Raw genomic sequence first — 22,947 nt, 5'->3', positions numbered from 1 at the left:
ACAACATAATAACACATTTATGGAAAATAAAGTTCATTTTCTCGTTTGTTTTGACATGTTTCTGCATCTTTTTTTAATGCGATTTCAAATGTTCAACCAGCCAAGCCGCGAATTTTTCCTTCTCTTCAAATTGGGGGTAATGCGCAGATTGCTCAAAGATCACGAGTCCTTTCTCTGGTGCCTTCAATCTTTCCAGATAATCGCTGGCTGCCTTCAGGGTTGTCATATAATCATACTTCCCCATCAGAAAATACACCGGAATGTGAACCTGTTCTACAAGTTCGGGCAAAGGATGATCTAACGACTCTCGCACAAGACGATCTTGTGATCGGAGAATTCCAGTATAAAACCGGATCACATCCAGTCCATTGTATTCCGGACTTAACAGAAATCCGGCAGCATAATCGATATTTTCATGAATCATCCTGGCTGATCCACCATACTTTTGCACATAAGTTCGAGGTGTTAGCCCTTCACCCTGCTGGACGGAATCACGCAAAAGCTCCAATTGCTTCACATCTTTCCTGTTTCCTGCTTTCTCTGCCTGCTGTATTGTATAATCCAACGTTACCATTTCGCTCTGAATGGTGTCGGCTGTCTGTCCGATTCCAATGTATGCCTGAAATTGTTCCGGCGCTTTGGCAGCTGCTTTCATCCCGATATATGTACCAAACGAATGACCGACCAAGATCACCTGCTCCTGATCCAGTTCCTTTGTAATATGCTTAGTTAAAGCTATGAGATCATCGACGAGCGTATCTGTTGTCAGATCCGAATAATCTTCTGTAAAATGATACGACTTCCCGCTTCCGCGTTGATCATAATGCACAATTGTAAAATACTGCTCCAACTCACGCTGGTACTTTCTCACGTAAGGAATTTCAGAATATCCCGGCCCACCATGTACAAAAAGCAGCACCGGATTCGCTCGATCCGCTCCTCGAATCATCACTTCATGGCCTGTGCCATTAACAACAACCTGCTCCAGTCGGCTAATACTGTTCTCCCCTTGAATATTCGGAGTCCATGTAGGAAAGATGAGAGATAGCAGTATCATACCAATGATGATGAACATCGTGTACTTGCAAGCCTTGGCTATCTTCTTTCTCATATGCTCTCCTTTTACTTTAACGGATAAATCCAGTCAACCGCTTCATCCTGAAATTCATCATGAAAGATATAATTGTGGTCCGCCCCTACGATACAGAGGATTCGCTTACCTGTGTGATCCTTAATCGCGTTCTTCACTCGCTGCATCATAATTTGGTTGCGAACGAGCCAGCGAACCGTTTGCGATGTGGGGTTGATCTCATATAACCATTCGTATTTCATTCTGGTGATTTGGTCAAACTCATTGGAATTAAACGGGATGTTCCCATAGGTGCTCGTTTCCATCTGCTTCGCAAACCATGCATCATCCTGCTGCTCCAGTGCTTTTCGTGCTTCGGCATCATATCCGTTAAATGGATCAAAATCATTCCACACATCGAGTTCAAACCAATCGATCGGTACAAAGGGAATGCGCTGTTCTTCACACAGTGGAAAGATCATATCCCAATACTCACTTGCAGGTTCTCCCCAGTACCCCTTGTCCTCTGGATCATTCCTATACTTCAGCCAGCTCTGTGGATGCACTTCACCACAAATTACGTCTGGTTGGAAGTCGTTAATGATCCGCTTATATAAAGACAGGGAACAGCTGTACCGTTCCCTGAGTGCTTCATTATGAATCGTTCCTAATAATCCAACGGTTGTCATCAGTCAAGCTCCCTTTTTGCCAGATACTCATCCTTCGTTAATCCGAACAGAATAAAATCCATATATCTCCCATTAATGTACGCCACCTGACGACGAATTCCCTCCTGCACACACCCCAGTTTCTGCATCATTCTTGCTGATCCTTCGTTACCTTCCAGCACATAATCATTGAACTTGTGGAGTCTGCGCTCCAAAAAAGCATAGCTCAGCAAAATATTCATTGCACTTGTGCCGTATCCCCTGCCGCGATAAGGCTTATCAATGACAATGCCGATACTAAACGTTCCGTTACGCTCATCGATGCTGTTCAGATTAATTCCGCCTATGATATCCCCATCAAGATTTTCAACGGTAAACATGATCCGGCCATTCGTTGATGAGAACGCTGCATTCTGTTCCACGAATTGTTTAGCCCCAGATATGGTTGGCGGGAGCTCGACAGCACACTCAAGCAAAATGCGCGCAGGAGAATCAAAGCCTTCCGCATACACGCTCTCCCAATCCTCTTCCTCAATAGCTCGCAGCCGGACCTTGTCATCCTGCCAGTAATACTGACTGTAATCGATCGTTCTCATATGGATCGCCCTCCCTGTAAGCAGGTTTTGTATAACTCTGATTCAATTTACTTTCAGTCGATAAATAACCTCATCATCGGCATTCGTCTGATTCTCACTCACAAATGACACACTTGTATATAGGTGCTGAGCGATGTGATTATCTCGTTCAACAGTCAATGAAATGATACGGCAGGACGGATGCTTCCGGATGATGAAGTCGATCACGGCGCTCAAAGCCCGTTTCCCCATTCCTTGACCTTGAAACGACTTGTCAATCTGGAAGCCGCCGATCCAGTAGTTATCTGTGCTCCCAGGTGTATAACTCAAATAAAAGAAGCCGAAGACTCGGCCCTCCATCTCCAAAACGTAAGGATCAAACGCTTCATCCCACGGTTTGACATAAGCATAGGCGAGGCCCTCTATCACACTTGGAACCAGATGGGTCTGGTTTTCATACAGCGAAATCTGCAGTGCCTCTTCCCAATTATCTCGTGTAACAGGGTGAATCTGGATTATATTTGTTCTCATGTGATCTCCTCATTCAGCGTTCAATACTTTCCTGCTGTAAGCACCGATAATGCGGATTTTCACGGCTTACACCTCAATTGAAAATACCGCCACTTGTTTCCCGTTGATACCCACATTTTTCTCATGAATCATGCCATTCTTTTGCGCGATTCGCATAGAACCCGCATTCCCGTGTTGAATCAAAGATATGAGACGTTTATGACCCAGCCGCAGACCGTGTTCTTTCCACGCTTTAGCCTGCTCATATCCGTATCCCTGCCCCCAAAATGGCTCTCTGACCCAGTAACCTACTTCCAACTCTTTCATACCTTCAATGACCTGCGGGATTAATCCCGAAGTACCGATAAGCTGGCCATCTTCTTTGTTAAACGCCAGAAAAAGCCCTTGGCCGCTCTTATTCCACTGCACAAATTTCTCCAGCGACTGCATCGTCTCTTCCTTCGTCCAAGGACCACCATGCCGGATATATTTCATGACATTGGGCTCGCTTGTCATCGTATACAGATGTTCAAAATCATCTTTGGTATATTCACGGAACGTAAGCCGTTTGGTCTCCAGCATTCAGAACACTCCTTGCGGTAATAGTTTAACGTAAAATCGTCCGTTCTCGATCCACCGTTGAAGTGAAAAATTGCTGCCTTATCTCCTGACGAAACACTTCAGAGGATCGATGTCTTCCAAGCTGATCATATCGTTCCTGTACTCGCCGTATATGGTCTTGATCTGCCTTAATCTTTTGTTCAATCTCTTCATACTGTTCCATCGTATCGTATTCCCACATTGCAAAGATTTCACTGTTCTCTTCGTCCAGCTGCGTATGCCATCGGCCTATCAGTCTGGCTCCGTATTTCAGCTGCGCAGGAAGCAGAATATCATTAAAGAGCGCGTTAAATTCATCGACAAAACTAGAAGCAACAACATACGTTTTCCTGCGGTAAATCACCGGTATAACCTCCTCTCATCGAACGATGATTCCACTTTTGACACTCCCACCCCTAAAGGGGCAAGGTCACTAAGGTGACTGGGATTCTTAGCTATCTTAACGTCCTCATTTCATTTCTGCTTTGAACAGATGCTAAGACCAGGGTAAGCCATTACCCCTCCTAAGACAGTGCATATAGCATCTTAGGCTGATTGACTGTTACCGCCAATCACAGTTGCGCAGCGAATATTCATCGCCCCAACGATATCACGATGTTTCTTGAATCCACATGGGCACTTATATCTTCGATCTTGTGCCTTGTTCTTTTTTGAACATTCCGGGCAGGTTTGACTTGTATAGGCAGGGTTCACATATTCTACTTTAATCCCTGCCATATTGGCTTTGTATTCAATGAATTGTGCCAAACGGTTGAATGACCAGGTGTGTAGATTCTTTTCGTTTTTACGACTTGTTCTTGTCGTCTGCCTAATATTTGTTAGCTGCTCTAAGCGAATGACAGAAGCCTTATTCTCGACTGCGAAATGAACAATTTCACGACTAACTTTGTGGTCTTTGTCTTTCATCCATCGTTGTTCTTTATCATCTAACTTGCGAATAGCGTTCACTTTCTTTTGTTTTCCCAGCTTTTGACGAGCACTACGAAACTTCCGTTTCTTGTATTTGTTTTCTCGTCCATTCCCAAAAAAGCGAACTTGATCATCATCTGTGATGGCTACGGCAGGAACTTTTAGCCCTAAATCAACACCTAAAATCCGCACACCCGTTTTTTCAGTTGTTGGCATGGTGACAGCAATTTGGGCTACCCACTTCCCTGAGCTTTTCGTGACACGGAGCGTACCAAGTTTATGCTTCAAAAGGTCAGCGTTTCGATGGTCCCTGCCTATAAACAATGCACAAATTTTTACACGCTTGGATTTTCCCTCTACCAGGAATGGAATAGAAATGTGCTTGAAGTCAAAAGAATAGTTTTGGTTATTCCATACGCAAATCGGTTTCTTTAGGATCGGTATGATTGCGTATTTACTTTTCTTAACTTTGGTAGAGAACACACTATTCGCATCTTTAATCGCTTGATTTTTTACTGCACTTGGTAGATTACCAGGAACGTCTTTTGTTGTCTTCTTCAATCTTTTCTTTTCTTCTGCCATCTCGGCCACGAGTGTATTAACAACTCGGATATATTCATGACTGCTTTGTTGCAATAATCGGATCTGCTCTTTTGTCGGCAGCAGCTTTACCTTAACCGTTATGGTCTGAGACATAGGCTTCACCCCCTTGTCTTTTGTTGTTCAACATAACGCTTGATGGTCTCACTTGATACATTTCCAGCAGTAGAGACAAAATAAGAACGTGTCCACAAACTGGGCAAATGCAGAAGGTGTGGAAACTCCTCTCGTAGTTTTTTTGATGTGACTCCTTTTATTTTTGCCATGATTTCGGCAGGGCTTAAAGTTGGAAGTGCATTGAGAAACATATGTATATGGTCTTTGCCGCACTCCATGGCAACAATCACAATTTCAAGCTCTGTACATACCTCATGCACCAATTCCTTGAAGCGCTGTTCTACATCTGATTTGAGAAATAACTTTCTCCTGTATCGAGGGCAGAACACAAATGATAGTTCAACAAAGATACGGTTGTGTTTGTTATTCCATATTATTCCATATCTATATTATATCAGTTTACATAGATGAATTGAAACAAGCTTGCAAAAATTAAAAACACAGACATTTCGGATACTTGAAGCATCACAATAGTGATACTCCGTATCCGACCTCACTTTCATCCCACCTCTAAAGAATTGGGCTTTCTCGTTCGGGGATTCTGTAATAGAGCCATCGCGTCTTTCGCCGATACTCTATCTGGTTATTCCAATAATAATTAGACAACATTTATGCACCCCTTGATTTGTAACCGTATACATACCTACTAAAAATCCCCCTCAACTCCAGCTTTTCGCCTGCGCAGCATTCCAATTCCTTACATTCAATTGTACTCCTAAACTAAATATTGGTCTATCCATCTTCAGGATAATCGCGTCCCATACGGTCTGCTGCGTTTACCAGACAGATATCCGGGTTCGATTGTCGTTCTCATCGGTAATATAATCGAGCCTTTCACAGCCCAGTCGCTGCACATGATTGTATAATTCTTCTCGTATCTCAGCATCTTTCATGTAAACCGCAGTGTAACAACTGTCGATGACAAGAAGTGCGATCTGACAATCACTCTCTGCGTAATCTTTATAGGTCTGTACATCCGGTACTGCATCCCCTCTCGGGAAGGCCTTCAAATCCGCAAAGATCAAATAATACTTCTGATCTTCCACAATGCGCTGCAGCTCTTCTCCCGTCATGCAGGGAGCATGATTTGGGAAAAGACTTTCTCCCAGCGTATCATCAACTACAACATACGACTCTCCCCCGCCAACAAACCAGTCATAATTCGATATCCCGATCGGTTTAAGAATTTCTCCCAAAAAGCTGCCATAAGCATTAGGAATGTGGAATTGTATACCTCTCTTCATATTCAGATTGCCTCCTCAGCTCTTCAGCCTTTGACTTTCTGCAAAATCAGATCTACCACTCCACCCGTATCCAGATGATCCGTGGCAATGCGAGTTTCAAACTGATCCGCTTTGAATGCCTCAACACACTTGGGGGCCTGCTGATACTGCCAGCCGCCGAATGGATCTCCCCGTTTAGCCAAGCGCTCGTAGATTGTATCCAAAGACGCTGTCAGACAAAAATGATGCAGGTCATGGTCGATTTCTTTCAGCCCACTATAGATGTAATCAAAGTTTACATTTTTATAGATCGTCATGGGGATAATGAGATGTTTATTATATTTCTGCTTAATCTCTCTGGCCGTCTTCACTGTCAAAACTCTCCACAGTTCGATATCTTGAAAATCGTCTGTACACTCTTCCTCCTGTCGATGTTCCTCTGGAAGAAGCTTTCTCAGCATATAACCAATCTCTTCCGGATCATAGATCATGCTGTTTTCGATTTTTGGCTGCAGTGCCGCTGCAGCTGAAGTTTTACCGGAACCAAATGCGCCATTGATCATGATGATCATACGATCACTCCTCTATAACGATTATTATTAACTGCGTACTGCGTTACCTTCAATAATCATGCAAAATCCCGTCGGATTTGTCCAACAGGATTTCAACAGTTAAAATTTTCGATTATTCATCTCACGTTTGGCACTTTCTTTAGTAAATATATCCTCCCGGGGCACCATACGTTTGGGCAGCGTGCGTCCGGCAATGATCTCCTTGGTCGCCTGCATAAGCTGCGGCCCCAGCAGAGGGTTGCATTCCACCACTGCGTTAATCTGTCCATTCGCCAGAATGCCCAGCGCTTTTCGCGAGCCGTCTACCGAAACAATGACAATGTCCTCTCCGGGTTTCAATCCAGCCTCCTGGATCGCACGAATCGCACCGAAGGCCATTTCATCATTATGAGCAAAAAGAACCTGCGGCCTTTCCTTTTCCGACACTTGAAGAAAACCGTTCATAACCTGCCTGCCCTTGTCCTCTGTAAAATCAGCAGGAGCACTTTGTGAAAATAAAATATTTCCTTTGGAACCCAATACACTTCTAAAACCCTCTCCACGCTGGATCGACGGAGTTGATCCACTTGTACCCTGCAGTTCTGCAATGCGAATCGTTCCCGGCACATTTCGCAATCGGTCTTGAATATATTTCCCGGCCTTTACACCTTCTTCATAGAAGTTCGAACCAATCGTGGTTACAAATAGAGAGGTATCCTTAACATCTACAGACCGGTCGACGATAATTACCGGAATTCCCGCCTGCTTTGCCTCCTGAAGAATATCATTCCAGCCGGATTCCACGACCGGTGCAATAGCAATAACATCCACCTTTTGCTTAATAAAAGAACGAACAGCCTCGAATTGTTTCTTCTGAGACTGTTCTGCATTTTTCAAAATTAGTGTAATCCCGGATTCCTTAGCGGCATCCTGAATAGAAGTTGTATTGGCCATGCGCCAGGCACTCTCTGTACCCAGCTGTGAAAAACCCAGTATAATCGACTCTCTTGAAGGTGCACTGTACTCCCGCGACTGCATCCACTCCTCGACGGATGGCAGCGCATCAACGTTGGATGGAACAGGAAGGGGCTTTGGCTCAGGCTCGTATGCAGTGCAGCCCGCAATACACAATAGAAGCAGCACACACAACCAGCTCACAATATTCTTCATGTGTTGTTCCTTCCTCCATCCTGGTTGACGCCCCTCTTCAGTGCAGCGACTTGGCAGATACACGCCGCTCGCTCAGAAGGCGCTGAAATAAAATAAAGACAAACAGCATCAAACCGATCACAATCTTGGTCCACCACGAGCTGAGCGTGCCTTCGAAACTAATTATAGTTTGGATAACGCCCTGGATCAATACACCGAGGAACGTGCCTACCACATAACCGACACCGCCAGTCAGCAGTGTACCGCCAATGACAACCGCCGCAATCGTATCCAGTTCAAGACCCATCGCATGTAATCCGTAACCGGATAACATATAAAATGTAAAGACAACACCTGCAAGCGCGGAACAAAAACCGCTGAACGTATATACCAAGATTTTGGTACGGGCTACCGGCAGTCCCATCAGCACAGCCGATTGCTCGCTACCGCCAATCGCATATACATTACGTCCGAAACGAGTATAGTGAGCAAGGAAAATGGCGAGCAGCAGTACAATCACGGCTATGACCACATTAATAGAAAGGAAGCTGCCGCCCGGCAGCGGGATTTTGGCCTGGGCAGCATTCGTATAGAACGAGTTTGTAATGGTAATGGTGTCTGTACTGATAACATAACACAGCCCCCTTGCCAGAAACATTCCTGCCAGTGTGACAATGAAAGGTTGAATTTTAAAATAATGAATGATCGCTCCCATCAATGTGCCAAACACCGCACCCATAACGAGCACCATAGGAATGACCACGGCGGGCGACCAGCCCTGCTTCTCAACCAAGCTTGCACTAATAATTGTTGTCAGCGCAATGACCGAACCAACGGACAGATCGATTCCTCCGGATACAATTACGAAGGTCATGCCAATCGCCGTAATGATCAGAAAGGCATTATCGATCAGCAGATTGAACAGAACTTGCGTGGAGAAGAAACCGGTGTAACGGAACGAGCCAATGGCAATCATGACGGCCAGCAAGCCAAAGGTGACCAGGACCGGGAGAAGTTTTCGATTAAGATACATGACGATTCACCCCTTGTTCAGCTGGAAACTTCCGCTTTTTCAGTCGGTCTGCCATGGACTTGCGGAAAGCATCGGATTGAATTAAACATACGGCGAGTACAACAAAAGCTTTGACAACCAGCGTAACCTCAGGCGGTACGCCAATCATATAAATCGTTGTGGTTAAGGTTTGGATAATCAGTGCGCCAACCACCGTGCCCATCAAGTAGAAACGTCCCCCATTCAGCGAAGTCCAGCCGATCACGACAGCCAGAATGGCGTCCAGCTCATACCAGAGTCCCGCGTTGTTCCCGTCTGCACTCGAAACGTTGGAACTGAGGATAAGTCCTGCAATACCGGCGCAGAGACCGCAGAACACATAAACGGCGAGAATGACCGTTTTGGAACGAATGCCTGCCAACTGGCTGGCACGTGCGTTATTCCCGACCGACTCAATAAACAGCCCAAGCGCTGTTTTCCGAGTCAGCAGCACGGCAATGAGCAGCACAGTCAGTACGATGAAAATGGAAAACGGCAGGGCAGCAAGTGAACCTGCGCCAATATACCTGTACTGTTCATTGGACACTGTAATAATCTGTCCGCTTGTGATCAATTGGGCTATACCGCGTCCAGCTACCATCAGAATCAGCGTGGCGATAATGGGCTGAATCCGGGCAGCCGATACCAGTGCCCCGTTCCATACTCCCAAAACAATGGAAAGACCAATAGATAAAGCAAGAGCACTCAGGACGAGCCAGAACGAGCTTTGATCTGTTCCTTTGCTGATCGTCATACAAGCCATGGCACCCGAGATGGCAACAATGGAACCTACGGACAGATCAATGCCGCCAGTTGCAATCACCAAGGTCATTCCGATCGATACCAGGATCAGCGGTGCTCCAAAATTAAGAATATCGATTAAACTGCCGTACAGATTGCCTTCACGCATCACAAGCGAGAAAAAATCGGGCGAATAGATCAAGTTAAACAATAAAAGTAAACCAAGCATACACAGCGGCCAAAACAAATGATGTTTTCGCATTCTGCTGATCATTACGTCAACCTCCTGCCATCGCTTTCATAATTTGCTGCTGATGGATCTGTTCTCCGGTGAGTTCCTTTACTTTCTTCCGGTCTCGCAGTACAGCTACCCGATCACTGACCCGGATCACTTCCTCCAGCTCCGAGGAGATGAACAGTACACCCATCCCCTGCTTTGATAGTGAAAGCACCAGCTTCTGTATTTCCGCCTTCGCTCCGATATCAATGCCGCGTGTGGGCTCATCAAGAATCAACAGATCAGGGTTCATCAATAACCAACGTGCAAGCAGTACTTTTTGCTGGTTGCCGCCACTCAGGTTTTTGATCAGCTGTTCCGGGTTCTTAGGATGAATCTGCAGCAGGTTGATATATTTCTCAGCCAATTCATCCTGCTTTTTACGAGAAATCGGTTTGGACCAGCCCCGTGTCGCCTGATACGCAAGAATAATGTTTTCCCTGATCGTCAAGTCGTCGATAATGCCTTCCGTTTTGCGATTCTCCGAGCAGAAAGCAATGTGCTGATCAATGGCATGCCGCGGCGACTTTACTGTATTTCCGGTCTCGGCGACGAGCAGCCTGCCTTCATCCGCACGATCTGCGCCAAAGATAAGACGAGCGATTTCCGTTCGACCGGAACCGAGCAAACCTGCCAGTCCCACAACTTCACCCTTACGAATTGTCAGATCAAACGGCTCTATGGCACCTTTTCGTCCCAGTCCAGTCGCCGTGATCATGACTTCACCCGCGTCTGTGCCCTCCTCTGTCTCCGGTTTCCCTTCACCCGACTGTTTGGGGAGTTCCTCCAGAATCTCAAGCTCTTTGCCGATCATCTTGAGCACGAGCTCCATACGCGGCAGCGCTGCGGCAGTGTACTCGCCTTCAAGCTCCCCATTGCGAAGTACGGTCAGACGGTCGGACATTTCGTATACCTGATCGAGAAAGTGAGTCACAAACAGAATAGCCAGCCCTTCACTCTTCAGCTTGCGCATAATGTGGAACAGCTGCTGCACTTCATTTTTATCCAGACTGGATGTCGGTTCATCCAGTATAAGTACTTTGGCGGATATACTCAGCGCTCTTGCAATCGCGATGAGCTGCTGTACTGCTACCGAATACGTCTGCAGAGGCGCCTTCACATCAATTACGAGATTTAATCTTTCCCGCAAAAGTTTCTCCGCATCGTGGTTCATCTGTTTCCAGTTGATTCTGCCGAACTTCATCGGCTCGCGCCCGATAAAAATATTCTCTGCCACCGTCAAGTTCGGACAGAGATTCACCTCTTGATACACCGTGCTGATTCCCGCTCTTTGAGCTTCAAGCGGCCCGGATATCACAAGGACATGATTGTCCATGGTCACCGAGCCTTCGTCTATCGAGTACACGCCTGTAAGCACTTTGATCAGCGTTGACTTTCCAGCTCCATTTTCGCCCATCAGCGCATGAATCTCTCCTGGAAACAGACGAAAGCTGACGTTCGAGAGTGCCTTGACTCCTGGAAAACGCTTGGTGATGCCTGTCATTTGCAGTATGGGTGCATGCACAGCATCCATGTAATCCTCCCCTTTATATCAAAATCGCACAGCGAAGCACTCATCAGATGAAAAAGTCATGCCGGAAAAATGATACCGGATAGAAAAAAGTCATTTACGACAGTCAGGTCGAAAAATGACTTTTCGGTGTTAACCGCTTGTACTTATTAATATTCGCGTGTCGGGAGCGCTTCTTTGGCCTGCTCGGATGTGAAGGTCGTTTCATCCGTAACGATGCGGGCTTCGATCTCTTTACCGTCCACCACGGCCTGAACAGCTTCCATTAATTGAGGTCCGAGAAGTGGATTACATTCCACGATAAAATTGATTTTGCCATCGGCAGCTGCCTGCATGCCATCTTTCACAGCATCGACGGAGATAATGGTAATGTCTACGCCCGGCTTCAATCCTGCAGCTTCAATTGCTTGAATTGCACCCAGCGCCATATCGTCATTATGTGCATAAAGCACATCGATTTTTTTATGGGCTTTAAGGAAGGCCTGCATGACCTCTTTACCTTTTGCACGGGTAAAGTCACCCGTTTGTGAGGCAATGACTTTCAGTTTAGGGTTGGAACCGATGACCTCCATAAAACCTTCCTGCCGATCGTTCGCAGGTGCAGAACCCGTTGTCCCCTGCAGTTCAACGATATTGATCTCTTCCTGTGTATCCTTATATTGATCGCTCAGCCACTGTCCCGCTTTGCGTCCTTCTTCTACAAAGTCAGAACCGATAAACGTCTTGTACAGCGATTTATCCGGTGAATCCACAGCCCGGTCTGTCAGAATGACAGGGATACCTGCATCCTTAGCTTCTTTTAAGACCGTATCCCAACCAGACTCGACCACAGGAGAGAACGCAATAACCGTCACTTTCTGCTGAATAAAGGAACGCAGTGCTTTAATCTGATTTTCCTGCTTCTGCTGCGCGTCCGAGAACTTCAGATCATAACCGGCTTCTTTGGCTGAATCCTGAATCGATTTGGTGTTCGCTGAACGCCAGCCGCTCTCCGCACCAACCTGGCTGAAACCGAGTGTGATCGTTTTGGCGCTGGCCGGCGCACTTCCGTTTTCCCCTGCCGGTTTACCTGGATCTGTGCCGGCTGCCCCATTACCGCTGTTACAAGCTGTGCTGACCATCATAACCATCGCCAGTGCGATGGTGAGTCCCCACTTTTTTTTGCTTCGCATCATGTGATCCTCCCTTGTTATGTTCACCTTATGTGGTGTGACCACATTATAAAACGCTTACAACGTTCACGGACATGGAATGTCATGCGGAATTTATGTAATAATTTAGTAATTGTGGAGGACATGTTATGAAAATGTGTAATTTTTTTCGTTTATCGTGTACTATTTTGCGATGAGCTTCCATCGTTCAAATTCATGTTATAATAATGCTACCTTTTGATCCTGATCCCTTCAGATGGAGTGGAATATGTTGAAAATTGTTCAATGGATTGCTTCAAGCCTCAGGCTTAAATTACTCAGCATGTTCATCATCCTCAGCTCTGTACCGCTAATCATCGTTGGATTGATATCTTACCAAAAGTCCTATACTGTCGTTTCAAATCATAACAAAGCCTCCACACAGCTGGCTGCGGATCAGCTTGCCAGAAACATTGACATCATGTTCGAAGATACCGAGCGGCTGCTGGAATTGGGTAAAAATCCACAAGTTCTTCAGTATTTGTACTCCCAATCCGAGTCATATACCGAAGCCAAAGCCATCCTGCAGACCTACAATCTCTACCGGGAAACCTACAAATATGACAAAGTGCTCAATATTTCATTTGTTAACTTCTATGGCAAAGGGCTCAGTGAACGAAAAGGAGTATTCAAGCTGGAGCGCAACCCGCTTCGAAATCCCTATTTTCAGTATCTGGTCCAGTACCCTGATGCCATTTTGCGGATACCTCATGCAGCACCCTATGCCGAGCACAACCGGTTGGATGGATTCGCATACCCTAAACAGAATGCGCTTTCAATTATATCTACGGTCAAAGAACGCATTACTCACGAAGTGATCGGCTTTATTGTGATTGATATGAATGATGCATTCATTGATGATTTTTTGAGAACAACGACTATCAAAGATTCGGGTTTCTTTTATATTAATGATCAATATGGACAAACACTTTTTAAACCAGCTGCTGACCAGGCTTCTCTGGCTATCATCAACCAGATCAACTCATTTCCTCTCCACGCACAGCAGGACAGCTTTAATCTGTCTGCAGGGTCCAAACCTCAGTTTGTCGTATACAGCACGTCCAAGCAGACCGGGTGGAAAATTATCGGGGCTGCGCCCTTTCAAGAGATTATTGCCGAGGCCAACAGCATTCGCCAGTTAATTATTATCAGTGTTTCATTAAGCGCATTCTTTGCTATTTCTTTGTACTTTTTCCTGAACAACCGGCTTATTCATCCGATTCAGATTCTGATGAATAAAATGCGAAAGGCGGCGAACGGTTACCTTGAGGTGAAGGTTGCTCCCACGGGATCGGACGAAATTGCGGACTTAGGGCAAAGTTTCAACATCATGCTGGAGAAAATTAAAACGCTGATTGACCAAAGCATCAAAGAAAATGAACAAGTCAAAATAGCTGAACTGCGAACGCTGCAGGCTCAGATTAATCCGCATTTTCTATACAATACGCTGGAGTCGATTATCTGGATGGCCGAAGCCGAAAAAAAAGAAAGTGTGATCCAACTGGTTCAAGCCCTCTCCAGGTTCTTTCGTTTGAGTCTAAACAAAGGCTTTGACTGGGTATCCATCCAGACCGAGCTGGAGCATGCCCGAAATTATCTGGTTATTCAGCAGATGAGATATCACGACATTTTAACATACGAAATCAAAGTAGATCTTGAACTTCAGGAGTATCCGATTCTGAAAATGACGCTGCAGCCCCTGATTGAAAACGCCATCTACCATGGCATTAAGAACAAACGTGGTCAAGGGCTTGTGTCTATAGGAGGTTACGCTGACGATACGAGCATCGTGCTTACCGTTCAGGACAACGGCGCCGGCATGACCCCTGAACGATTGGCCCAATTGAGAGAAGAACTGGAACAGCCTGCAGGCTCTCGTTCGCTTCTGGGAAATGAACAGGAAGGCGGATTCGGTCTGCTCAATGTGCATCACCGGATTCGACTCTATTTTGGCCCGTCCTACGGTGTTGAGATGGACAGCACCTATATGGAAGGCAGTACATTTAAGATTCGCATTCCAAAAAGCAAGGAGGTTCGGCATTGAAAAAGGTGATGATTGTCGATGACGAAATCGGTATTCGTGAAAACATACGTAACGGCGTGGATTGGGAAAAGGAAGGTTTTCACTATTGCGGAGATGCACCGGATGGGGAACTTGCCCTGCCTTTAATCGAAGAATGGGCACCTGATATTCTCATTACCGACATCAAAATGCCGTTTATGAACGGGTTAGAGCTGGCCTCCATCGTCCGGGGGCAGAAGCCAGGGATCAAGATTATTATTATGAGCGGTCATGATGAATTCAGTTATGCTCAAGAGGCCATCCGCCTGGGGGTCACCGAATATTGTCTAAAACCCGTCAGCGGGGCAGATCTTCTTCACATTTTGCATCAAGTCAGCCAAAAAATCGATGAAGAGCAGCAGCAGCTGACAAGCCTCACGATGACCAAAGAAAGGCTGCTTGCCGATCTATGCGGCGGACTTATCGGTACAACCGATGCCATCGATTCAGCCAAGCGGCTTTCGCTCCCTCTTTCAGCCAAAGTCTACACCATCGCTATTGTGGATATCAGAACACAGGATGATGCTCAGCATCCGGAGCTGTTATTGAATAAAGTACGGCGTGTCCTTGAGGACATCTGCGGCACTCATGTCGAACTTCTTCCTTACATTCGGAGCCGAACCGAGCTGGTGCTGCTGCTCAAATCCAATGCGGAGGATCGGATCACGGCTTATCTGGAACAGCTTCGAGGGCAGGTACGCGTGGAACTGGAACAGCAGTTCCACTGCAGCATCACTATCGGTATTGGCAGTAATCAGGAGCGTCTGCAGGGGATTCATGTTTCGTACCTGGAGGCGGATGAAGACAAGTATTTTGCCCGTCTGACCCAGCAGAACAAAGCTTCGCTCCGTGAACTTCATCTGGATGAGAAAACCCATATTTTGCTTGATCGCAGTCGATTTCTTGATTTTCTGAAGATTGGCGACCCGCATTTGGTGCACAGCTTTATACAAGAATTCGCTGCTCCATTACAGTCGATTGACTGGAATTCCTCATCCTATGGCTTCTATCTGTTAAATGATCTAACCCTTGAGTCTTTTCGACTCGCAAATCAGCTGTTTCGAACGAGTGCCAACCCAGACGAAAATATCCGGAATCTGCAGCAGATCATTCAGAGGATTTCAAACTGGGAAAGCTGTACGCAGTATCTATGCTCACTGTTGAATCTATTATGGCAGTGGAGAGCCGAATCCTCTGGTAAATACAGTGATGTCATTGATCAAGTCAAAGCATATGTCTCGCAGCATTATAATAACGAGCAGGTGTCGTTAAAGATGATTTCTGCACATGTACGCATCAGCCCTAGTCATCTCAGTAAAATTTTCAGCCAGGAAACCAGTCAGACAATCACAGAGTACTTAACTCAGGTAAGAATCGGCAGGGCCAAGGAACTGCTGAAAACAACGAACAACAAGACCTTTGAGATTGCTTATCAGGTTGGCTATAATGATCCGCACTATTTCTCGAATATATTCAAAAAAACAACGGGATTTACGCCGAAAGAATACCGCACGCAGGGGGCAACCGTATTCAAGGAACCACAATCAGATCAGAGAAAAGAGTCCGTGTTATGAATAAAGTCAAACAGACCTGCTTGTTCATGCTTGTGATGCTGCTTCCATTAACCATAACTTCTTGTTCAATGGCAGCTTCCGGTTCAGTTGATCTGCATTCCAGGACCAAAGAGATTAATCTTCATGCGGCTTCTCCCGCTGAAAGGCCTGCAGAAAACAAAACATTTGGAATGATCTACCCGATGACACATAGGGCTTACGAGATGATCACGATGGATGCTGCGCAGTCTGCTGAGAAACATCAGATCACGCTGGCCGTGAATGCCCCCGATGAAGCGAGTACGGAGCAGCAGATTCGCATTTTGGAGAACATGATCAAGCAGCGGGTTGACGGCATCGCCATTTCACCTGTAGATGCCGCCGCGCTCACTCCTGCAATTAACAAAGCCAGAGAAGCCGGTATTCCTGTTGTCACGTTTGAATCCGATGCGCCTTCCAGCAAGCGGACTGCCTATATCGGAGCAGACAACTATCGTACAGGGCAGCAGTTCGCGATGACCACAACAAGACTGCTCCATGATGAAGGCATGATTCTGGTCGAAAGCGGTCTGGAAGAGATGCAGGGTCTGCAGCAGCGGCTGAACGGATTCGTTGATTATATTCGCAGTGAAACCGACATTGAAATTTTGGAGGTCAAGTACAATCAGGGCAGCGAAGATCGAGCCGTGAATGATATCGAATCCATGATTGACGCCCACCCCCATTTTAATGCCGTCGTTGGGCTGGATTTTATATCCGTCTCAGCCTCTGCCCTCGTCTGGAAAGCAAAAGGTCTGAATCGGCATCTTATTGCTTTTGGTGACAGCCCGATCAGTGAAAAAGGACTGCTGAATGGGCAGCTGTCAGCCGTCATTTCGCAAAATGAGCGGGTGTGGGGAACAGAAATCATCGAAGCACTACTCCGTGCAGCTGAAGGAATTCAAATCGAGGAATTCACGGATACAGGAATAACGGAAATTACAGAGGCAAACCAGAACCAATAGATCAATAGAAAAACCCCATAGAGCGACCTTAAAGAGTCCACTCTATGGGGTACCGTTTCATCCTTTACTTCATCATTTCCTGACACAAGATTCATCCATTATCGATTTCTGGAGCACGCAGTCCCTCAATCAGGATAAAAAGCGTAAGTGCTTGTCCATAACCCATTGGACTGATCGGTATTTCTTTATAAAACGCAGCATCCTGCCCTACAGGAGTTCCGTATGATACCTGCTGTACAACTCCAGTCGTATCGATCTGCCGCAGCACGGCTTCAAGTGCTCTCATACCGGTATTCCGATAGGACTCATCCAGGTAGCCATAACGGATTCCCTTCAGAATACCGTACCCGAATGCAGCCGTTGCCGAGGTTTCTTTATACGAATCAGGATCATCCAGCACCGTGTGCCACATCCCGTCCTCATGCTGCAGTTTGCTAAGTGCTCTGACCTGCGCCGTCGCTGTATCCAGAAGATAAGCCTTCAGTCCGTCTTCGATGGGAATGATATGGAGGAAATCCATAACTCCAGCCGTATACCACGCATTACCTCTTCCCCAATGAACCGCACCATAGTTATGATGCTCATTGAAATCCCAGCCGTGATAGAACAGCCCTGTTTTTTTATTGTATAGGTATTTAATATGCACAAGGAACTGCCGCTTGGCCTCTTCTACATACGATGCTTTCTTGAAGTGCACCCCTGCTTTGGCCAAAAACAGCACTGTCATAAAAAGCGTATCAATCAGAATCTGACCGTCATTGGCATCCCCCGTAATCATATGCTGAAACGCACCATCTCCGGTTCGCAGCAGTTCCTCCATAATCCAGCTGCTCCATTCTTCACAGACACGTTCGTATTCCTTGTTCCCGGTCAGCTGGCTTAGCGACATTAAAGTGAGAAGCGGAGCGCAGGTATTTACATTTTTTTCGGGCAGCCCTTCCTTCAGTCTTGCATCGTACCAAGATTCAAGAAAACGCAGCACCTCAGCATCTTGGGTCGTTTCATAGAGCTGAAGAAGGCCGTAAAGTCCAACCCCTTGCGGCCATTCCCATAGATGGATGTCGATTAGTCCAATGGGAAATTGTTCATTGATACTTGTGTTTTTCATCGATTTCATCGCATCGGATACTTTGCTTATTTTCTCCAGAAGCAGTTCTTGATTCAGCATGTTAGCCCTCACTCCCTAGATTTATTACGCAGACTTCAACGCGTCATGTTCTGGATCTGCAGCTGTCCCCTTACTCCGTAACCGCCATGTATGATTTCCTCTCCTTGAATAAGAAAAGGCTTGTTCATTCCCCACTCTATCGAACCATATACAGGATCAGTCAAGCTGAGCGTCAGAGAAGTACTGTCGAATTGTGGGCCTGCCGAACGAACTTGGTTGATAAAAGCATGAAATGATCCGAATTGCTGTTCGTTTCCTGCTCTTATGATCCAGGCATTACGCAATCCATGAGAAATAAGCTCACGCTCTCTCGTTACACCGTTCTTCTCCATACTCATCCCGTTAGCTGAATAGAGAGCCGCATATCCTTTATTCAGACGGGCAAAAACCCAGTTCTCATGCTTCACCCACTCTGTGAAAAAGCTCGTCGGAAAATAAGCATGTGTCCAATCCGCAGTCTGATCTGCCGGAATATCAAACATCATCAGAGCTATGCCCTCATGCTGCACAACATTGGGAAGGATGCCATTCCCGGCCCAGAAGCAAGGGCGGCCATCTCCATGCTTGTATATTTCGGCGGGATGATTCACCCAGACCTGCGCTTCAGGCGATAGAGACAGGTGGTTGACATGCTCCTGATACCCCGGCTTGCCTGCTCGAAAGCCTACAATGGAAGACAGGGCATATTCCGCTGTTCGATAATGATAGAGCTTGGCGTACCCTCCCTTACCCTGCTGATTGGTGAACGTCAGCTGCTGATTTTCCCCAAGCGTCAGATGCTCTTGATATGCCGCTGGAGGAATATAATCGGATAAACTTAGCGCCACATTGCTGATCGAATAATTATTGACATGACCGACTCCATAACCGATCCAGCACATGGAAGTTGTTCCCGCAGCATAACTTCCCAGCAGTTCCTTCTCATAGCTGCGGCCGAACGTTGTAGACATCACACCCTGATGCATCTGCACCGTTATATAATAAAATAACAAATCCATTGCCTTTTTCGCCTGCTGCCGGAGCTGTTCATTGTGTGCAAATTCATAGATATGCAGCAGTCCGACGGCATCAATCGGAATGTATGCGCTGGAGTTCCATTCTGCCAAGCCTTCATCCATGAAGCGCTCAAACCATAAGGCAAGCCTCTGTTCTGCTTTTTGACGGTGTACTTCACCGGATTCACCACTGTTCGTGAACACTTCTTCCCCGAACAGCTGTCCCGCTAACAGCTCATTCGTGTGGAACAACAGCGCATGGTTTTCGCTGAAGAACCACATGACATCATCGCCGGGTTCGTCAATCCAGTATCGATAGTTCAAAATACTCGCTTTTACCCGATTCCAGAACGACTCGCTGAACAAACCGCTGTTTCGTTCATCTCTCCATAGGCGAAACAACCCGACCAGATAAAAATCACTGCAATCCTTCCGCTGCTCAATGCCTTCTACACCTTCAAGCAGCATCTTCTCCGCTTCCTGCCTATTACCATTGGTTTTTAACATGGCAATCGCCGTATGAATGTTAGGACTGCCCTTCTCGGCAATACATCGCAGAGCCAGAGATTTGCGAGCTTCAATATCCGCAGCTTCCAGAGCAGCCTCATCATAACCGGTATCGTAGGATTGACAGCCGAACTTCTTCGTCAGTGTTACGTTTGAAACTGAAATGGTCAGCGTGAAGTACACGTAATGATGGCCTATTTCATTGGTATGGCCCAGAACCAGATCTTTCTCCTTCTCAGCGATCTGTATCGTCTTGTTTTCAGTGCCATCAAAGAAGTTCCCATACTGGATATCTATCTCTCTAACGGTATCTGGCAGAGGACGCGGAAGTCTAAGCTTAATCTGCTCGCCCCGAAAGAGATCTGAGGGAAAATGAGCCTGTTCCAAGGCACGCTCTGCGGATTGCACAGGCTCCACTAAATGAGAAGCAATAGGCAGCGAAATATGCAGTTCTTCATTGCCAAGATAATCGAGCGCAAAGGCATACATCGTATCTCGCTCGGCCAGGTCCTCCCAGCAGGCATAGATTTCATTGATTCCTGCGGAAAGCTCAGCATCTATAATAATCTCCTGCTCCTGGTTGCGAACGAGCGGCGCAAAGTCAGTCACCTGTTCTCCATTGATCCACAAGGAGAGACTTCCGTACGTTTTGATCCGGAATGAAGCCTTATGGCCGGTCGGAGAGACGAGACGTGTCGCCGCATAACTGCGCAGATGGGTGGGTACAAACCAGAATCCTGATTTCTCTACTCGCGGATTGCCCCAGGGAGAATAAATCTCCCATGGCATCTTAGCTTTCACTCCATTGAATGGGTCTCCCGGGCTCGGAAACTCACTCCATTGTTCAAAAAACCGGGGCGCAGCCTGCGATCTCCTCATTTCAACAAATTCCTGCCTGCACGGGTTCTCATGAATGGCAAAACCATCGATAAGCCAATCATTAATATCTCCCTCCATTGTAGTTGGAACAAAGGCTACAGGCTCTGTATAGATCCCGCTGGTTATCCAGTGATTAATGACCTGACTGCTGCCTATTTTCATTGGCTTGTAATTCAAAGTGTGCATCCCGCTGCGGGTAGATTCTAACATTCAACTCATCCTTTCATTCCTGAAGTAATCATGCCGCTGACAAAATAACGCTGGAAAACCATAAAAACAATCAATACCGGAAGCATCGTGATGACGGACATTGCAAGCAGGCTTCCCCAATCCACGTTGTATTCACCAATAAAATTAGAGAGCGCAAGCTGGATCGTATATTTGGATGGATCGCTAATAGCGATTAACGGCCATACAAAGTCATCCCATCTCCACATAAAAGAAAAGATGGCGAGTACGGCAAGGATCGGTTTGGCTATAGGCAGAATAATGCTCCAATAAATTTTCCATTCTCCTGCTCCATCCATGCGTGCCGCTTCCAGCAGCTCATCGGGTACGGTCAGCAAATATTGGCGCATAAGGAACACACCTGTCGGTGTGGCTGCAGGCGGGATAATGATTGCAAGCAGACTGTTATATAAACCAAGTGCACTCAGCACTTTGAAGATGGGAATCATGATAACCTCAATCGGAATCATAAGTGTTGAGATGAATGCAATTAATATAATCGAGCTTCCCCGGAATCGATACTTCGCGAGTGCAAAACCAGCCATGGAATTGATCAGGAGCAGCAGCAGCGTTGAGGACAGCGTTACGATGGTACTATTCATAAAATACAAACCGAAATCGCCTTTTTTGAAAGCCTCCTTGAAATGTTCGAAGGTGACTGGATCCGGCCATAACTTGGGAGGAAAACTGTACAGATCGCTATTCGTCTTCAGGGCAGAGATCACCACCCACAGCACAGGCAGGAGCCACAATACTGCGGCCGCACTTAACAAACTGTAGATTGTAATTTTGGCTATAGGTTTCATGACCATCAGACAGCTCCTCCTTTCGATAAACGGAATTGAAGTGCCGAGAACCCACCAATGAGAATAAACAGAATCACGGACATCGCGCTGGCCAGACCCAATTCCTGCCTGTTGAAACCAATCTCATAAATGTATTGAACAATGAACGTTGTCTCTTTGCCTGGCCCACCGCCTGTAAGCGCAAACATAAGTGGAAATGCCTTGAACGCATCAATGAGACAAAGCATAACAACAAGTAAACTCGTAGGCTTCAGAAGCGGGAGCGTAATGTAACGAAACACTTTCGAACCTGTCGCTCCATCCAAGCGGGCAGCCTCATAATAATCTGTAGGGATTGCCTGCAGGCCTGCGATGAAAATGACCATGAAAAAGCCCGCGCGTGACCATACTGTCGCAATAATTACAGCTGTGTTGGCCCAAAACGATGACGTTAAGAAACCTACCGGCTCCGCACCTGCCATCGTGAGCAGATGATTCAGAATGCCAAATGAATCTCCGAAAATCCACTTCCAGGTCAAACCTACGATGATGTAAGAAATCATCGTTGGCCAGTAAAATATGGCTCTGAAGAATCCGCGCATTCGAATCTCGCGCGCAAGCAGCAGGGCAATGCCTAGAGCCGCCGCATAAATGAGCGGAACAACTATGACGGCATAGACGCCAGTTCGTCCGATCGTTGACCAAAATTCCCGATCTGTCAATATCTTGAGATAGTTGTCCAGTCCATTGAACTTCATCGGATTCAGTCCATCATAGACATGAAAAGAATAGTACAAGCCCAATAACGATGGAAATACGATAAAGGTGCTGAAGATCAAGAGATTGGGAAGTATAAACAGATATGGAGCGATGACGAGCTTCCTGTTCTGTCCTGCCAATGTTTTATGATTGGATCGTTGTCTTTCACTCATCTGCGTGCTCCTTCCTTATGACTTCATTATGAGAGGGAGGCTTAACTGGAAC

Annotated in this window: 21 protein-coding genes and 1 pseudogene; 3 read left to right on the top strand and 19 right to left on the bottom strand. The window is 46.4% G+C overall.

Annotated features, from left to right (window positions below):
* Positions 1-73: 73 nt before the first annotated feature.
* The 15 genes and pseudogenes from MKY97_RS12125 to MKY97_RS12055 form a co-directional block, all read right to left on the bottom strand.
* Positions 74-1,111, bottom strand: a complete 1,038-nt coding sequence (locus MKY97_RS12125) for an alpha/beta hydrolase (protein WP_342555662.1) — start codon at positions 1,109-1,111, stop codon at positions 74-76.
* A gap of 11 nt (positions 1,112-1,122) precedes the next feature.
* Positions 1,123-1,758 (bottom strand): hypothetical protein, encoded by a 636-nt coding sequence (locus MKY97_RS12120; RefSeq protein WP_342555661.1) that lies wholly within the window; start codon positions 1,756-1,758, stop codon positions 1,123-1,125.
* Positions 1,758-2,333, bottom strand: a complete 576-nt coding sequence (locus MKY97_RS12115) for a GNAT family protein (protein WP_342555660.1) — start codon at positions 2,331-2,333, stop codon at positions 1,758-1,760. The genes MKY97_RS12120 and MKY97_RS12115 overlap by 1 nt, the downstream gene beginning before the upstream one ends.
* 42 nt (positions 2,334-2,375) lie before the next feature.
* Positions 2,376-2,843, bottom strand: coding sequence for a GNAT family N-acetyltransferase (locus MKY97_RS12110; RefSeq protein ID WP_342555659.1), 468 nt, complete (start codon positions 2,841-2,843; stop codon positions 2,376-2,378).
* Between the two features lie 66 nt (positions 2,844-2,909).
* Positions 2,910-3,404, bottom strand: coding sequence for a GNAT family N-acetyltransferase (locus MKY97_RS12105; protein ID WP_342555658.1), 495 nt, complete (start codon positions 3,402-3,404; stop codon positions 2,910-2,912).
* Positions 3,405-3,429: 25 nt separating this feature from the next.
* On the bottom strand, positions 3,430-3,786 hold the full coding sequence (locus MKY97_RS12100) for an NIPSNAP family protein (protein WP_342555657.1): 357 nt from the start codon (positions 3,784-3,786) through the stop codon (positions 3,430-3,432).
* A 182-nt stretch (positions 3,787-3,968) separates the two neighbouring features.
* Entirely contained in the window at positions 3,969-5,048 is a 1,080-nt protein-coding gene (locus MKY97_RS12095) for a transposase (RefSeq protein ID WP_342555656.1), read from the bottom strand.
* Between the two features lie 5 nt (positions 5,049-5,053).
* Positions 5,054-5,436: pseudogene (tnpA, locus tag MKY97_RS12090) on the bottom strand (IS200/IS605 family transposase).
* A gap of 409 nt (positions 5,437-5,845) precedes the next feature.
* Positions 5,846-6,313, bottom strand: coding sequence for a DUF2691 family protein (locus MKY97_RS12085; protein WP_342555655.1), 468 nt, complete (start codon positions 6,311-6,313; stop codon positions 5,846-5,848).
* A 23-nt stretch (positions 6,314-6,336) separates the two neighbouring features.
* Positions 6,337-6,864, bottom strand: coding sequence for an AAA family ATPase (locus MKY97_RS12080; protein ID WP_342555654.1), 528 nt, complete (start codon positions 6,862-6,864; stop codon positions 6,337-6,339).
* Between the two features lie 99 nt (positions 6,865-6,963).
* The gene (locus tag MKY97_RS12075; protein ID WP_342555653.1) at positions 6,964-8,013 is read right to left on the bottom strand and encodes an ABC transporter substrate-binding protein; all 1,050 of its coding nucleotides are present in this window, start codon (positions 8,011-8,013) and stop codon (positions 6,964-6,966) included.
* Positions 8,014-8,050: 37 nt separating this feature from the next.
* The gene (gene yjfF / locus MKY97_RS12070) at positions 8,051-9,025 is read right to left on the bottom strand and encodes a galactofuranose ABC transporter, permease protein YjfF (RefSeq protein ID WP_342555652.1); all 975 of its coding nucleotides are present in this window, start codon (positions 9,023-9,025) and stop codon (positions 8,051-8,053) included.
* A complete protein-coding gene (locus MKY97_RS12065) occupies positions 9,015-10,058 on the bottom strand; it encodes an ABC transporter permease (RefSeq protein ID WP_342555651.1) in 1,044 nt (347 codons plus the stop codon). Before MKY97_RS12065 ends, yjfF begins: the two co-directional genes overlap by 11 nt.
* 4 nt (positions 10,059-10,062) lie before the next feature.
* Positions 10,063-11,595, bottom strand: coding sequence for a sugar ABC transporter ATP-binding protein (locus tag MKY97_RS12060; protein WP_342555650.1), 1,533 nt, complete (start codon positions 11,593-11,595; stop codon positions 10,063-10,065).
* 146 nt (positions 11,596-11,741) lie between these two features.
* On the bottom strand, positions 11,742-12,767 hold the full coding sequence (locus MKY97_RS12055; RefSeq protein WP_342555649.1) for an ABC transporter substrate-binding protein: 1,026 nt from the start codon (positions 12,765-12,767) through the stop codon (positions 11,742-11,744).
* A 244-nt stretch (positions 12,768-13,011) separates the two neighbouring features.
* On the opposite strand from MKY97_RS12055, the gene MKY97_RS12050 reads away from it, so the two are divergent.
* From MKY97_RS12050 to MKY97_RS12040, 3 genes are read left to right on the top strand one after another with little or no spacing between them, the layout of a single operon-like run.
* Positions 13,012-14,826, top strand: a complete 1,815-nt coding sequence (locus tag MKY97_RS12050) for a sensor histidine kinase (protein WP_342555648.1) — start codon at positions 13,012-13,014, stop codon at positions 14,824-14,826.
* A gap of 5 nt (positions 14,827-14,831) precedes the next feature.
* Positions 14,832-16,418 (top strand): response regulator, encoded by a 1,587-nt coding sequence (locus tag MKY97_RS12045; RefSeq protein WP_342556308.1) that lies wholly within the window; start codon positions 14,832-14,834, stop codon positions 16,416-16,418.
* The gene (locus tag MKY97_RS12040) at positions 16,415-17,401 is read left to right on the top strand and encodes a substrate-binding domain-containing protein (RefSeq protein WP_342555647.1); all 987 of its coding nucleotides are present in this window, start codon (positions 16,415-16,417) and stop codon (positions 17,399-17,401) included. The genes MKY97_RS12045 and MKY97_RS12040 overlap by 4 nt, the downstream gene beginning before the upstream one ends.
* Before the next feature lie 91 nt (positions 17,402-17,492).
* On the opposite strand, the gene MKY97_RS12035 is transcribed toward MKY97_RS12040, so the two are convergent.
* The 4 genes from MKY97_RS12035 to MKY97_RS12020 are packed head-to-tail and all read right to left on the bottom strand — an operon-like array spanning position 17,493 to position 22,895.
* Positions 17,493-18,569, bottom strand: a complete 1,077-nt coding sequence (locus MKY97_RS12035) for a glycoside hydrolase family 88 protein (RefSeq protein WP_342555646.1) — start codon at positions 18,567-18,569, stop codon at positions 17,493-17,495.
* Positions 18,570-18,604: 35 nt separating this feature from the next.
* A complete protein-coding gene (locus MKY97_RS12030; RefSeq protein WP_342555645.1) occupies positions 18,605-21,160 on the bottom strand; it encodes a hypothetical protein in 2,556 nt (851 codons plus the stop codon).
* 5 nt (positions 21,161-21,165) lie between these two features.
* The gene (locus MKY97_RS12025) at positions 21,166-21,990 is read right to left on the bottom strand and encodes a carbohydrate ABC transporter permease (protein ID WP_342555644.1); all 825 of its coding nucleotides are present in this window, start codon (positions 21,988-21,990) and stop codon (positions 21,166-21,168) included.
* Complete coding sequence (locus MKY97_RS12020) at positions 21,990-22,895, bottom strand: sugar ABC transporter permease (RefSeq protein WP_342555643.1); 906 nt, start codon at positions 22,893-22,895, stop codon at positions 21,990-21,992. Before MKY97_RS12020 ends, MKY97_RS12025 begins: the two co-directional genes overlap by 1 nt.
* Between the last annotated feature and the right edge of the window lie 52 nt (positions 22,896-22,947).

The sequence above is a fragment of the Paenibacillus sp. FSL R7-0652 genome, from assembly GCF_038595045.1.
Classification (GTDB): Bacteria; Bacillota; Bacilli; order Paenibacillales; family Paenibacillaceae; genus Paenibacillus.
Note: the sequence above shows the minus strand (reverse complement) of the source record. Positions and strands in the feature narration are given on the sequence as shown.